This is a genomic window from Microbacterium sp. JB110, from assembly GCF_003335195.1.
GTDB lineage: Bacteria > Actinomycetota > Actinomycetes > Actinomycetales > Microbacteriaceae > Microbacterium.
The window spans coordinates 40,411-53,806 of record NZ_QPGM01000007.1; the positions used below are offsets into that span (position 1 = coordinate 40,411).

Genomic DNA, 13,396 nt, shown 5'->3' on the forward strand with positions numbered 1-13,396 from the left:
CGGACACACTCCTCGTGCACCTCGACGACGCGTCGGGGTCAGGTGAGGCCGCGCTTGAGCGACTCCAGGTGATCGCGACTGAGTCGGCCGGCGGTCTCAGGGTCGCGTGACGCGATGGCCTCGGCGAGGTCGTCGTGCGCGGCCCGATCTGCGACGTCATCCGTATGGCGACCGATGCGCAGCATGTCGATCATCGCCTGTCGCAGGCGCGGCACGAAGGAATCGAAGAGCTCGCTCAGCACCGGGTTCTGCGCCGCTTCGATCACGGTGCGGTGGAAGGCCGTGTCGGCGTCGACGTAGTCCTCGATCGTGGCGTGCTCGCGCTGCCGCGCGGCGAGTGCGCGCCGGATCGTGCGCATCGCGGTGGGGGTGCGGCGCTCGGCGGCGCGAGCGGCTGCCTCCGTCTCGATGGCGATCCGCGCCTCGATCACCGCGGCGATGTCGACCCGTTGCAGCACAGCGTCCCAGTCTTCGGAAGCGTCGAGTGCCGTGACGAACACGCCCGCCCCCTGGCGCGAGGAGAGGATTCCACGGCCCGCCAGCTGGCGGATCGCCTCGCGCACAGTCGAGCGGCCGACGCCGAGCTGCGGTGCCAGGGTCGTCTCGCCGGGCAGCTTCGCGCCCAGAGCCCATTCGCCCGAACGGATCCGATCCAGCAGCAACTCGGCTGCCTGATCGGCCAGCGGTGCGCGCTTCACCTGCATCATCTCAATGACCTCTCTGCATGTCTGAGGAGTTGTGATACATTCTAGCCGTGCGATCGATTGAGTTCCTTCTTCTTTGACGCCACGGCGGGGCGAAAGCGATCGGCTCCCCGCCGTGGAGTCCTCGCGTGCCGGTCTCGACGCTCGATCAGAAAGAACTCCTCGTGAACACCGCATTCCCGCACATCGCCACGCCCTCGGGCCCTGTGTCTGCCCACGCACCGACCTGGAACCGTCAGCGCGGCTCCCAGATGCCGTCGTCCCGCTACCGAGACGCCCATACCAGAGTGGACGTGCCCCCCACCGATCGCGAGTGGCCGAACCGTCGGCTCACCGCCGCTCCGCTGTGGGTGCCCGTCGACCTGCGCGACGGAAACCAGGCACTCGCCGAACCGATGGATTCCGAACGGAAACGCCGCTTCTTCGAGCTCATGGTGACGATGGGCTACAAGGAGATCGAGGTCGGCTACCCCTCCGCCTCGCAGACCGACTTCGACTTCGTCCGGCTGATCGCCGAGAGCGACATCGCGCCGGATGACGTGACCATCGTGGTGTTCACTCCGGCGCGGGGCGATCTGATCGAGCGCACGGTGGCGTCGATCGCCGGCATCCGGAACCCGGTGGTGATCCACATGTACGCCGCGACGGCACCGATCTGGCGAGATCTGGTTCTGGGACGGGATCGGGAGCAGCTGAAGCAGCTCATCCTGGACGGCGGGCGCGACGTGCTCCGGCTGGCCGGAGACATGCCCGACGTGCGCTTCGAGTTCAGCCCTGAGGTGTTCAACCTCACCGAACCCGACTACGCGCTCGAGGTGTGCGATGCGATGACCGAGCTGTGGGGCGCGAGCCCCGAGCGGCCGGTCATCCTGAACCTGCCCGCCACGGTGGAGATCGCGACGCCGAACGTGTACGCGGATCAGATCGAGTACATGCACAGGAACCTCGCCAGACGTGACGGCGTGATCCTGTCGGTGCATCCGCACAACGACCGCGGCACCGGCATCGCGTGCGCCGAGCTGGCGGTGCTTGCGGGCGCGCAGCGCGTCGAGGGGTGCATCTTCGGCAACGGTGAGCGCACGGGCAACGTCGACATCGCAACGCTCGCCCTCAACCTGCACGCGCAGGGAATCGACCCGATGATCGACTTCTCCGACATCGATCAGATCCGCCGCACGGTCGAGTACTGCAACCGGATCGAGGTGCACCCGCGCCACCCCTACGTCGGCGATCTCGTGCACACCGCGTTCAGCGGCACGCATCAGGACGCCATCCGGAAGGGTTTCGCCGAGCACCGTGCCAGGGCGGAGGCCGAGGGACGAGGCGAGAGCGAGATCGAATGGCGGGTGCCCTACCTGCCCATCGATCCGGCCGACATCGGGCGCAGCTACGACGCCGTCATCCGGGTGAACTCCCAGTCGGGCAAGGGCGGGGTCTCCTACCTGCTCGAGGCGGAGTACGGCGTCGAACTGCCGCGAAGGCTGCAGATCGACGCGGCCCGCCACGTGCAGCGCCGCACCGACGCGACGGGCGACGAGGTCGCCGCAGCCGACCTGTGGCGGATCTTCGAGGAGGCGTATCTGGTGGCGGACGAGGCGATCGCACTCACCGGAATCGACACCAGTGAGGTCGGCGGACGCTCGCGCGTGCGGATCGCGTTGAGCGCGGGCGGGACCGAACGCATCAGCGAGCACAGCGATGTCGGCCCGGTCGAGGCTCTGACCGCGGCGCTGTACGAACTGGGCGTCGAGATCGAGATCCTGGAACTGCACCAGACCAGCGTGCGCGCAGGCAGCGGCAGCGATGCGCTGACGGCGATCGAGTACCGTGGGCACGGCGAGACCGGATGGGCGGCCGGGCGTGACGGCTCCGTGCTGTCGGCGAGTCTTGCCGCGGTGATGGTCGCCGCGAACCGGTCGATCGCGAGAACAGGAATGGTGGCGTGACCCAGATTCTGCGACTGGACGGCGTCGACGTCGTGCGCGGCGGGCGACAGATCCTGGCCGGAATCGATCTCACCGTTCGCGCCGGCGAGCACTGGGCGCTGATCGGCCCCAACGGTGCGGGCAAGAGCACGATCCTCAGCATGTGCGGCGCCGAGCAGCACCCGACGCACGGCAGCGTGGAAGTGCTGGGGCACAGGCTCGGTCGGGTCGAGATCCGCAGGCTCCGGGAGTCGATCGGGCACGTGAACCCGCGCTGCCCGATCCGGTCGCCGCTCAGCGTCAGGGACGTGGTGCTCACCGGCGCGACGGGGACGGCGGAGCTGATGAACAGATGGCGGCCGGATGCCGAGCTGGTCGAGCGTGCTGATCATCTCATCGAGCTGCTCGGCCTTGCCGGTCTGGATGGTGCGATCTGGCCGACGATGTCGCAGGGGGAGCGGGGCAGAGCCCTCATCGCCCGTGCCCTCCTGATGGACCCGCCGCTGCTGCTGCTCGACGAGCCGTCGACGGGCCTCGACGTCGCAGCTCGCGAGCAGCTGCTGGAGACCGTCGACCACCTGCATCACACGCATCCGGATCTGGCGACCGTGCTCGTCACCCACCACCTCGAGGAGCTCCCGGAGTCCACGACCCACGCGATGCTGATCCGCAACGGCGAGGTGCTGGCCGCCGGCGCCGCAGCTGAGACCCTGACGACCGACCTGGTCAGCGCCTGCTTCGACTATCCGATCCGGATCGAGCACGCCGACGGACGCTGGCACGCCCGCGCCGCGCGGGCCGCGGCCATCGCGTGACGTTCCACCGCGAGTGCCTACGAATTTCGCGAGTGCCTACGAAATATCGTAGGCACTCGCGAAGAACGTAGGCGCTCGGCGTGGGTCGGGTGGGGCGCGCACTGCGTAGGATGGGTCGGTGAATCGGAAGATCCTGCTCGACGTCGACACGGGCATTGACGACGCCCTCGCCATTCTGACCGCGGCGGTCTCCATCCGGGTCGACCTGGTCGCCTGCACCACGACGTGGGGCAATGTCGACGTCGATACGGCTGCCCGCAACACGGCGACGCTGCTCGAGTTGGCCGAACTCGACGGCGTTCCGGTCGCACGGGGTGCCGCGCGACCGCTGCGGGGCGGCACGCCTGGATACGCCGCTCACGTGCACGGCGCCGACGGGCTGGGCGGATTCGGCGACGCCGGAGCGGTGCCGTCGCCGACAGCGGAGACGGCCGTGGAGATGATCCTGCGGCTCAGTCACGAGCATCCGGGCGATCTGCACATCGTTGCAGTGGGGCCGTTGACGAACCTCGCGCTGGCGCTGGAGGCCGATCCGACGCTGCCGGAGCGGGTGCCGGAAGTGACGATCATGGGCGGGGCCTTCCTCGCGCCGGGCAATGCGACGCCGGTCGCCGAGGCGAACATCGTCAACGATCCGGAGGCGGCGCAGCGCGTGATCGACGCGGCGTGGTCGTGCACGTTCGTCGGGCTCGACGTGACGATGCGCGACATGCTGACCGAGCAGCACCGTGAGGCGCTCTCCGCCGGGGGCGACATCGGGCGGTTCTGCTCCGACATCCTCGACTACTACTTCGACTTCTATCTCGGCGAGACGGGCCGCCGCTGCGCAGGCAACCACGACGCGCTCGCCCTCGGCGTGGCGTGCGGAAAAGCTGTCGTGCGCACGGCCCCGGCCGTGCCGATGATGGTCGACACCACAGACGGGCCCGGCCGCGGCCAGACCATCGCCGATCTGCGCGGCATCTACCGAGGCTGGCCAGACGTGCCGGGCGCACGTCACCGTGTCGTGCTCGAGGTGGAGCCCGGCTACGCCGATTGGATGGCGCAGCTCCTCGCCGCCGCATAGCAGGGGCGGGCGCCTGAAAGGCATACCTGCGTCGGCGAACCGGGGTACTCTCAACGCTCATGAGTGTGAAGCGGATGGACAACGTCGCCGTCATCGTCGCGGACCTGGATGCGGCCATCGAGTTCTTCGCAGAGCTCGGTCTCGAGCTGGAGGGGCGCGGCCACGTCGAGGGCGCCTGGGTCGAGGGCGTGATCGGAGTCGACGAGGCGCGCTGCGAGATCGCCATGATGCGTGCCCCAGGCGGCGGCGCAGCCGTCGAGATCACCCGTTTCGAACATCCGGACGTCATCAAGCCGACGCCGTCTGAGCCGCAGGTGAACACGCTAGGACTGCACCGGATGATGTTCGCCGTCGATGACATCGACGACACCGTCGCGCGGCTGCGCGCCAGAGGGGCCCAGCTGCTGCGCTCGGTGGAGCAGTACCAGGCCTCGCACCGGATGTGCTACCTGCGCGCCCCGGAGGGCTTCATCATCGCGCTCGCTGAGGAGCTCTGACGCGGCCGCCGAGATGCGCACTTCTGCGACGAGAGCGGGTCAGGATCAGCGCATCTCGGTGATAGGTGCGCATCTCGGCAGCCTTGGCAGGGTCAGGAACGGTGGGCGGTGTACTGGTCGCGGATGACCGGTCGGGGGTCGCTGGCGGGGTCGGCGAGCAGACGCACGGGCCATGACGGGCGCTCGCCGGTCAGCGCCCACGCCGCCTGCAGCGCAGCGCCGGTGGCGACGTACTCGCCTGGCTCGGGGCGCGTGACGGGGGCATCGAACACCTGAGCGGCGATCGCCGCGACGGCGTCGTTCTGGGCAGCACCGCCGATCAGCAGGATCCGCTCTGCGGTGACCCCGTGCCTGCGCACGGCGTCGAGCCCCTCGGCGAGGCCGCACAGCACGCCCTCGATGGCGGCGCGGGCCAGGTTCTCGCGCGTCGTCGACGCGAGCGTCATGCCGAACAGCGTCGCCGTAGCGTTCGGCAGATTCGGCGTGCGCTCGCCCTCGAACCACGGCTGCAGCACGAGGCCGTTCGAGCCCGGTTCTGCGGCGAGGGCGAGGCGTGCCAGCTCCGCATGGTCGACGCCCAGCAGACGCGCGGTCGCGTCGAGCACTCGAGCGGCGTTGATCGTCGTCACCAGCGGCAGGTACCTTCCGCTGGCATCCGCGAAGCCCGCCACAGTTCCCGACTCATCGCGGACGGCCACGTCGGTGACGGCGATCACGGTGCCTGAAGTCCCGATCGAGACGACCACGTCTCCCGCACCGGCGCCGAGGCCGAGGGCGGCGGCGGCGTTGTCTCCGGCTCCCGGGGCGACGCGCATGCCGTGGGGCCCTGCCACCGATTCGTCCGGTGCGAGCACGCGGGGGAGAACCACGCCGGCGGCGTCGCGGCGCAGCGCGCGCGAGAGCAGATCGCGGTCGTACTCCCCGGATACAGGATCGAAGTAGGCGGTCCCGCTCGCCTCCGAACGGTCGGTGACGAGCTCGCTCAGCACGGGGCCGAGTTCCGACTCATCGGCTGGCCCGTATCCGCGCAGGCGCCACGTCAGCCAGTCGTGGGGGAGCGCAACGGCGGCGATCCGGGCCGCGTTGTCCGGCTCGTTGTCCGCCAGCCAGCGCAGCTTCGTCGCTGTGAAAGACGCAACGGGCACCAGCGACGTGCGCGCCGCATACTCGTCGCGACCGACCTCGGCGATGAGATCCTCCGCGGCGCCGGCCGAGCGGGTGTCGTTCCAGAGCAGTGCCTGCCGGATGACGCGGCCGTCCTCGTCGAGCGCGACCATGCCGTGCTGCTGACCGCCCACGGCCACGGCCTCGACGTCGTCGAGGCCGCCGGCCTGCTCGAGTGCGGTCAGGAACGCGTCCCACCACGCCTGCGGGTCGACCTCGGTCCCATCCGGATGGGAGGCCCGCCCCTGGCGGACCACCGTGCCGGTCTCGAGGTCGCGGATGATCAGCTTGCAACTCTGCGTCGAGGAGTCCACACCTGCAACTAGGCTCATGGCTCCCAAGCCTACCCGGATGCCGGCCCTCGATACGGCCACGTGAGCCCTGCGGCTACTCTTTCAGACGCACCAGCCGCTCGTGGCCCAGCTCGGACAGCTCGGCGATGTCGTCGCGCGCGCGGAGGAACGCGTTGAACGATCGGAAGCCGAGGCCCTTCTCACTGAAGGACGGGTCCATCCTGCGCATGTGCTGCTTCACGGCTGAGGCATGCAGCCACTCCGCGTCGTCGTTGTTGTCGCGGCCGCCCAGTTCGAGGGCGCGCTGGAGCAGTTTGGTCGCCGATTCGATCGGATCCGGCTCAGGCTCCTCCGGCAGCTTGCGGCGCCGGCGCTTCGGCTTCGTCTCCTCGACCGCGGCATCCGGCTTCACCTCTTCGCTCTTCGCCGCGGGGCGCTTGCGGACCGGCTTCTCGGGAACGGTCACCCCTGGCAGCGTGTCGTATGCGTCGAACTCGTCGCATGCGGCTGCCAGCGACTTCGCCGTGGAGCCGGCCACGCCGACGCCGACGACGTGGCGCCCGAGCCGCCTGACGCGCTGCGCGAGCGGAACATAGTCGCTGTCGCCGCCGACGATCACGACGTGCGTGAGGTCGGGCAGTCGGAACATGTCCTCGACGGCGTCGACCGCGAGCCGGATGTCAGCGCCGTTCTTCGCGTACGCCGCCGCGGGGAACAGCTGCACCAGGTCGACCGCGCGGGCCACGAGCTGCTGCCGGTAGTCGGCGTTGACCGGAGACGACCAGTCGGCGTACGCCCGCGTGAGCACGAGTGTGCCGAAAGACGCGGCGTAGTCGATGATCGCGCCGACGTCGATCGTCGCCAGCTGCAGTCGCTCGACGATCTCCGCGTCCGTGGGGTCATCGGCGATCTTCGCGCGGTCCCTCGAATACGAGTTGCGCCCGTGCACCCGGTCGTACCAACTCATCACGATGTTGTCGAAGTCGAGGTACACCGCAACGCGAGGATCAGCCATGTCCCGAGCCTAGCCCCCGCCCGGTGCCTTCCAGGTCCGGGACTACTCTTCATTTCTGGCACATCTCCGGGTGGGCACACCACCGGAGATGTGCCAGAAATGAAGAGTTGCGGGTGTCAGAGGGTTTCTGTGGGGTAGCGCAGGCCGATCTGGGCCCGGATGTCGTCGAGGGCGCCCATGATCGCGACCGTCTCGTCGATGGGGAGCACATCGCCTGCGAGGTCGCCTGCTGCGGCGCGCTGTTCGGCCGCGAGCGCCTGGAACTGCATGCCGCGTCCGTCGTAGCTGGAGGAGTAGCTCTCGATCACGGTTCTGTCCGAACTGATGTGACGGAACGACGTGGCGGTGTAGAACGCGCCGTCGATGTCGATGCGGCCCTTCGTGCCGACGATGCTCGCCGTCGACGGGCCTGCGGCGCGCGAGGAGGACAGGGTCGTGGAGATCGCGCCGGATGGGTGCTGCATCACCGTTGCGACCTCGGTGTCGGCGCCGGTCTCGCCGAACCGCGCCGTCGCCTTGATGGAATCCGGAGCGCCGAGGATGTCCCACGCGAACGAGATCGGGTAGATGCCGAGGTCGAGCAGTGCGCCCCCTCCCAGTTCGAGCGCGTTGATGCGGTGCGCAGGGTCATCCGGGAGCTTCTGGGTGTGGTCGGCGAACACGCCCCGGATCTCACCGAGGGCCCCGGAGCCGATGATCTCGCGGATGCGCACCATGTGCGGCAGGTAGCGCGTCCACATCGCCTCGGTGACGACCAGCCCGCGTTCGGCCGCGAGATCGCGCAGCGTCTCCGCCTCGGAACGGTTGAGGGTGAACGGCTTCTCGACGATGACGTGCTTGCCGCCTCGCAGCGCCAGCTCCGCGTTCTCGAGATGCATCGGGTGCGGTGTGCCCACGTAGATGATGTCGACGCCCGGATCGGCCGCGAGGGCTTCGTACGAGCCGTGCGCATTCGCGATGTCGAAGTCGCGGGCGAACGCGATCGCCCCCTCGACGGATCGCGATCCCACGGCGCGCAGGTCGAGCCCTGCTGTGCGCAGGTCGGCCGCGAACATCCGCGAGATGCTGCCAGTGGCGAGAATGCCCCATCGAAGTCCGCTCATGGCGTCCAGCGTACTGGGCCCGGCGCCGAACGCGTGCTCAGAGGGCAGTCGGAGTCGTCAGACGGCGGCCAGCGCCTGCTGCAGGTCGGCGATGAGCTCTGACGGTTCTTCGAGCCCGACCGAGAGCCGGATCGTCGCGAACGAGATGCCGGCGGACGCGAGCTGGGTGCGCGTCAGATGGTTGTGGGTCATCGTCGCCGGATGGCAGGCGAGCGTGCGTGCGTCGCCGATGTTCGCCACGATCCGGACGACCTTCAGCGCATCGATGACGCGCTCGACGCGCGCATAGTCCGCTTCATCGTCGCCCGTGCCTGCGAGGTCGAACGCGAAGACGCTGGGGGATCCGGCCGGCAGGTGCCGCTCTGCCAGTTCGTGCCACGGGTTGTCTTCGAGCCCCGGATGATGCACAGCGGCGACAGCGGAGTGGGACGCAAGATACTCGGCGACGGCGAGACCGGATGATGCATGCCGGGCGACGCGCAGATTCAGCGTCTCGATGCCCGACAGGATCTGGAAGGCGTTGAACGGGCTGATCGCCGGCCCGAGATCGGCGACGTACTTCGACTTGATCAGCGTCGTGAGCGCCGCCTCCCGTCCGAACGCCTGCCACAGGGGCACGCCGCCGAAGCGGAAGTGCGGCTCGGTCAGGTACGGCCACTTCTCGGGCTCCGCGCCGAAGTCGAACGTGCCGAGGTCGACGACGACGCCGCCGAGAGAGGTGCCGTGTCCGCAGAGGAACTTCGTGGCCGAGTGCACCACGACATCGGCGCCGAGTTCCTTGGGGCGCTGCAGCGCAGGCGTGGCCACGGTGCTGTCGACGACCAGCGGCACCCCTGCCGCGTGGGCGATCTCGGCGACGGCAGGCATATCGAGCACCTGGGCGACCGGGTTCGCCACGCCTTCGGCGAAGAAGGCCCGAGTCTCGGGGCGCACCGCGGCGCGCCACGCGTCGAGGTCGTCCTGGTCGACGAACGTCACCTCGATGCCGAAGTCGGCGAAGGTGTCGCCGAACAGATCGATGGTGCCGCCGTAGAGCTGGTTCGACGAGACGACGTGGCCGCCGCGGCCCGCGAGGGCGAGTACGGCGACGGCCGTCGCCGCCTGGCCCGAGCCCGTCGCAGCGGCAGAGACACCGCCCTCGAGCGCCGCGACGCGCTGTTCGAGGACCGCCTGCGTCGGGTGCGCGTTGCGGCTGTAGATGAAGCCCTTCTCACGCAGGGCGAACCTGTCGCGCGCCTCGCGCAGGCTGCGGAACTGGTAGGCCGAGCTCTGATGGATCGGCACGGCGACCGTCTGCTGCGCGACGGCGCCCGGCACGTAGCCGGCGCCCAGCTGATCGGTGACGAAACCGGCTGGCAGGTGCGACGAATCCTCGGTGCTCACGGGATCATCCTCTCAACCGCCCGTACGAACCCCCAACTGTCCGTCACGGACGGAAACACGCCGGATGCCCGCCGGACGGCGCTCAGGGAGTGATGAGGAGTTTGCCAGCGGCGCCGGCGTCGAGGGCGCGGTGCGCGTCGGCGGCGGCCGTGAGCTCGAAGGGCTCGCCGAGCTCGACGCTGAACGCGCCGGCCGCCAGCAGCGCCAGCGCGACGGGGAGCGCCTCGGCGCGCCACGTGAGCTGCTGATCGGTGAGCGGCTCGGGGGAGCCGCCGCTGAACGCCCGGATGCCGAGACCTGCCGCCTTCGCACCGGAGACGATCGTCGCGATCCTGGAACCATCGGCGAGCAGCTCGAGCGACTGGGCCAGAGCCTCATCCGAACCGAAGCAGTCGAAGATCGCGGTGACCTCGCCGATCTCCCGCACGCGCTCGACGAGACCGTCGCCGTAGCGCACCGGAATCGCGCCGAGCGCGGCCACGCGGTCGGCGCGCCGCTCGCTGCATGTGGCGATCACGCGCGCCCCAGAGGCGGCCGCGAACTGGATCGCCGCCTGCCCCACAGCGCCGGAGCCGCCGTGGATGAGCAGGGTGTCGTCGCCGCGCACTCCGAGGGAGCGCACGCCCTGATAGGCGGTGCCGGCAGGGATGCCCAGCGCCGCTCCCTGCGACGCCGTGACGCCCGCCGGTCGCACAGCGACCTTCGCCGCGGCGACGGCGACATCCGTCGCGTACGCGCCGGCCGCCCATCCGAACGCGACGGGATCGCCGACGCGGAACCCGTCGACGCCGTCGCCGACGGAGGTGATGTGACCTGCACCGTCTGCACCGACGCCGCGCGGGCCGTCGAACGGGCCGGAAGGGCGCACCCCTGCGCGCAGCTTCGCGTCGATCGGGTTCACGCCGGCTGCCGTCACCCTGATGGTGACCTCGCCCGGCCTTGCCACCGGATCCGGAACCTCGTTGACCACGAGAACTTCTGGGCCGCCGACCTGTGAGTACTGCACCGCCTGAGTCATGGCACCGAGCCTACCGACCCGCAGTGCATGACGCAGTCGATCTGCTGATGTGCCGGATGTCGTCGTGAGGAACTCCGGGCGAGGCCGCGCGGCGGCGGCGTCGACTGCATCGTGTCGGGGACTGCGGCAGGAACGGGACCGGCCCACCCGGAACGCCCGCGGAGGGGCACCGGATGGGCCGGTGGGGACGGTTGCGGGCTCAGAACCCGTCGATCGCGGCGTTCAGCGTGGCGGAAGGGCGCATCGCGGCCGTGGCCTTCGCATCGTCCGGACGGTAGTAGCCGCCGATGTCGGTCGGGTTCCCCTGCACGGCGACGAGCTCGTCGACGATCGTCTGCTCATTCGCCGAGAGCGACTCCGCGAGCGGCGCGAACGCGGCGGCGAGCCCTGCGTCATCCGTCTGCCTGCCCAGCTCCTGCGCCCAGTAGAGCGCGAGATAGAAGTGCGAGCCGCGGTTGTCGATCGTGCCGAGCTTGCGGCCGGGCGAGCGGTCGTTCTCGAGGAACGAGGCCGTTGCCGCGTCGAGCGTGTCGGCGAGGATCTGCGCCTTCGCGTTGTCCGTCGACTGGGCGAGGTGCTCGAAGGAGGCCGCCAGTGCGAAGAACTCGCCGAGCGAGTCCCAGCGCAGGTAGTCCTGCTCGACGAGCTGCTGCACGTGCTTCGGCGCAGAGCCGCCCGCACCTGTCTCGAACAGCCCGCCGCCCGCCATCAGCGGCACGATCGACAGCATCTTCGCCGACGTGCCGACCTCGAGGATCGGGAAGAGATCGGTGTTGTAATCGCGCAGCACGTTGCCCGTGACCGAGATGGTGTCGAGACCCTGGCGGATCCGCTCGAGCGAGAACGTCGTCGCCTCGGCCGGCGCCATGATCCGGATGTCCAGGCCGTCCGTGTCGAGCTCCGGCAGGTACTGATCGATCTTGGCGATCAGGTTGGCGTCGTGGGCGCGGTTCTCGTCGAGCCAGAACACCGCAGGGGTGTTCGACAGGCGCGCACGCGTGACGGCGAGCTTCACCCAGTCGCGGATCGGGGCGTCCTTCGTCTGGCAGGCACGCCAGACGTCGCCGGCAGCGACCTCGTGGCTGATCACGACGTCGCCCGTCGCGGTCACGATGCGCACGATTCCGGCTGAGGCGAGCTCGAACGTCTTGTCGTGCGAGCCGTACTCCTCGGCCTTCTGCGCCATCAGGCCGACATTCGGCACGGTGCCCATCGTGGTCGGGTCGAGCGCGCCGTTGGCCTTGCAGTCGTCGATCGCGGCCTGGTAGACGCCCGCGTAGGAGGAATCGGGGATGACGGCGAGGGTCTCGGCCTCGTTGCCGTCGGGGCCCCACATCTTGCCGCCGCCGCGGATCATCGCCGGCATCGACGCGTCGATGATGACATCGCTCGGCACGTGCAGCCCTGTGATGCCCTTGTCGCTGTTGACCATTGCGAGCTCGGGGCCGTCCGACATCCGCGCCTCGAACGCAGCTCTGATCTCCGCGCCGCCCTGCACATCCTCGAGCCCGGCGAAGATCGAGCCGAGCCCGTCGCGGGCGCGCAGACCGGCCGCGGCGAGCGCCTCGCCGTGCTCGGCGAACACGGACGCGAAGTACGCTTCGACGACGTGGCCGAACAGGATGGGGTCGCTGACCTTCATCATGGTGGCCTTCAGATGTGCGGAGAACAGCACGCCGTCCGCCTTCGCCGTCTCGACCTGCTCGGCGAGGAACGCGTCGAGCGCGGCGACGTTCATGAACGTCGCGTCGATGACCTCGCCGGCGAGCACCGGCAGTGTGTCCTTGAGCACCGTGACCGTGCCGTCTTCTGCGACGTGCTCGATCCGGAGCGTGTCGGCGGCGGGGGAGACGTACGACTTCTCGTTCGAGAAGAAGTCATCGCGGCCCATCGTCGCCACGCGCGTCCTGCTGTCCGCGCTCCACGCGCCCATCCGGTGCGGGTGCGCCTTCGCATAAGACTTCACAGCGCCCGGTGCGCGGCGGTCGCTGTTGCCCTGGCGCAGCACGGGGTTCACCGCCGATCCCATGACACGGTCGTAGCGTGCGGCGACGTCGCGCTCGTCTTCGGTCTGCGGGTCCTCCGGCAGGTCGGGCAGGTCGAAGCCTGCGGCCTGCAGCTCGGCGATCGCGGCCTTCAGCTGCGGGGCGGAGGCCGAGATGTTCGGCAGCTTGATGATGTTCGCCGTAGGGTCGTCGGCGAGTTCGCCGAGCTCCGCGAGCGCGTCGCCGATGCGCTGCTGTTCCGTGAGACGCTCGGGGAACTGCGCGATGATGCGACCGGCGAGCGAGATGTCGCGGGTCTCGAACTCCACTCCGGCCTTCTTCGCGTACGCTTCGATGATCGGCAGCAGCGAGTAGGTCGCCAGCAGCGGCGCCTCGTCGGTGTGGGTGTAGATGATGGTGGACATACG

General features: G+C 69.4%; 11 protein-coding genes. 4 read left to right on the top strand and 7 right to left on the bottom strand.

Translation table 11 applies throughout. The features are described 5' to 3' along the window. Positions 1–38: 38 nt before the first annotated feature. Positions 39–707, bottom strand: a complete 669-nt coding sequence (locus CIK77_RS12680) for a FadR/GntR family transcriptional regulator (protein ID WP_087056461.1) — start codon at positions 705–707, stop codon at positions 39–41. A gap of 248 nt (positions 708–955) precedes the next feature. On the opposite strand from CIK77_RS12680, the gene CIK77_RS12685 reads away from it, so the two are divergent. From CIK77_RS12685 to CIK77_RS12700, 4 genes are all read left to right on the top strand, one after another. Continuing rightward, positions 956–2,650 (top strand): 2-isopropylmalate synthase, encoded by a 1,695-nt coding sequence (locus tag CIK77_RS12685; RefSeq protein ID WP_087056617.1) that lies wholly within the window; start codon positions 956–958, stop codon positions 2,648–2,650. Beyond that, on the top strand, positions 2,647–3,444 hold the full coding sequence (locus tag CIK77_RS12690) for an ABC transporter ATP-binding protein (protein WP_087056462.1): 798 nt from the start codon (positions 2,647–2,649) through the stop codon (positions 3,442–3,444). The genes CIK77_RS12685 and CIK77_RS12690 overlap by 4 nt, the downstream gene beginning before the upstream one ends. A 118-nt stretch (positions 3,445–3,562) precedes the next feature. Continuing rightward, positions 3,563–4,510, top strand: a complete 948-nt coding sequence (locus CIK77_RS12695) for a nucleoside hydrolase (RefSeq protein ID WP_087056463.1) — start codon at positions 3,563–3,565, stop codon at positions 4,508–4,510. 59 nt (positions 4,511–4,569) lie between these two features. Beyond that, entirely contained in the window at positions 4,570–5,007 is a 438-nt protein-coding gene (locus CIK77_RS12700; protein ID WP_170934257.1) for a VOC family protein, read from the top strand. A 92-nt stretch (positions 5,008–5,099) separates the two neighbouring features. Here CIK77_RS12700 and xylB read toward each other — a convergent pair whose 3' ends face one another. The 6 genes from xylB to CIK77_RS12730 form a co-directional block, all read right to left on the bottom strand. After that, the gene (gene xylB / locus CIK77_RS12705) at positions 5,100–6,503 is read right to left on the bottom strand and encodes a xylulokinase (RefSeq protein WP_087056465.1); all 1,404 of its coding nucleotides are present in this window, start codon (positions 6,501–6,503) and stop codon (positions 5,100–5,102) included. 55 nt (positions 6,504–6,558) lie between these two features. Beyond that, the gene (locus CIK77_RS12710; RefSeq protein ID WP_087056466.1) at positions 6,559–7,479 is read right to left on the bottom strand and encodes an NYN domain-containing protein; all 921 of its coding nucleotides are present in this window, start codon (positions 7,477–7,479) and stop codon (positions 6,559–6,561) included. 116 nt (positions 7,480–7,595) lie between these two features. Then, the gene (locus CIK77_RS12715) at positions 7,596–8,582 is read right to left on the bottom strand and encodes a Gfo/Idh/MocA family protein (RefSeq protein WP_087056467.1); all 987 of its coding nucleotides are present in this window, start codon (positions 8,580–8,582) and stop codon (positions 7,596–7,598) included. A 57-nt stretch (positions 8,583–8,639) separates the two neighbouring features. Continuing rightward, positions 8,640–9,965, bottom strand: coding sequence for an O-acetylhomoserine aminocarboxypropyltransferase/cysteine synthase family protein (locus CIK77_RS12720; protein WP_212647533.1), 1,326 nt, complete (start codon positions 9,963–9,965; stop codon positions 8,640–8,642). An 82-nt stretch (positions 9,966–10,047) separates the two neighbouring features. Next, complete coding sequence (locus CIK77_RS12725; RefSeq protein WP_087056468.1) at positions 10,048–10,983, bottom strand: quinone oxidoreductase family protein; 936 nt, start codon at positions 10,981–10,983, stop codon at positions 10,048–10,050. 199 nt (positions 10,984–11,182) lie between these two features. Continuing rightward, positions 11,183–13,393 (bottom strand): NADP-dependent isocitrate dehydrogenase, encoded by a 2,211-nt coding sequence (locus CIK77_RS12730; RefSeq protein ID WP_087056469.1) that lies wholly within the window; start codon positions 13,391–13,393, stop codon positions 11,183–11,185. Positions 13,394–13,396 lie beyond the last annotated feature (3 nt).

Coding starts and splice junctions, on each gene's coding strand:
- CIK77_RS12680 (WP_087056461.1), bottom strand. CDS start 707: ATGATGCAGGTGAAGCGCGCACCGCTGGCCGATCAGGCAGCCGAGTTG.
- CIK77_RS12685 (WP_087056617.1), top strand. CDS start 956: ATGCCGTCGTCCCGCTACCGAGACGCCCATACCAGAGTGGACGTGCCC.
- CIK77_RS12700 (WP_170934257.1), top strand. CDS start 4,570: ATGAGTGTGAAGCGGATGGACAACGTCGCCGTCATCGTCGCGGACCTG.
- xylB (WP_087056465.1), bottom strand. CDS start 6,503: ATGAGCCTAGTTGCAGGTGTGGACTCCTCGACGCAGAGTTGCAAGCTG.
- CIK77_RS12710 (WP_087056466.1), bottom strand. CDS start 7,479: ATGGCTGATCCTCGCGTTGCGGTGTACCTCGACTTCGACAACATCGTG.
- CIK77_RS12715 (WP_087056467.1), bottom strand. CDS start 8,582: ATGAGCGGACTTCGATGGGGCATTCTCGCCACTGGCAGCATCTCGCGG.
- CIK77_RS12725 (WP_087056468.1), bottom strand. CDS start 10,983: ATGACTCAGGCGGTGCAGTACTCACAGGTCGGCGGCCCAGAAGTTCTC.
- CIK77_RS12730 (WP_087056469.1), bottom strand. CDS start 13,393: ATGTCCACCATCATCTACACCCACACCGACGAGGCGCCGCTGCTGGCG.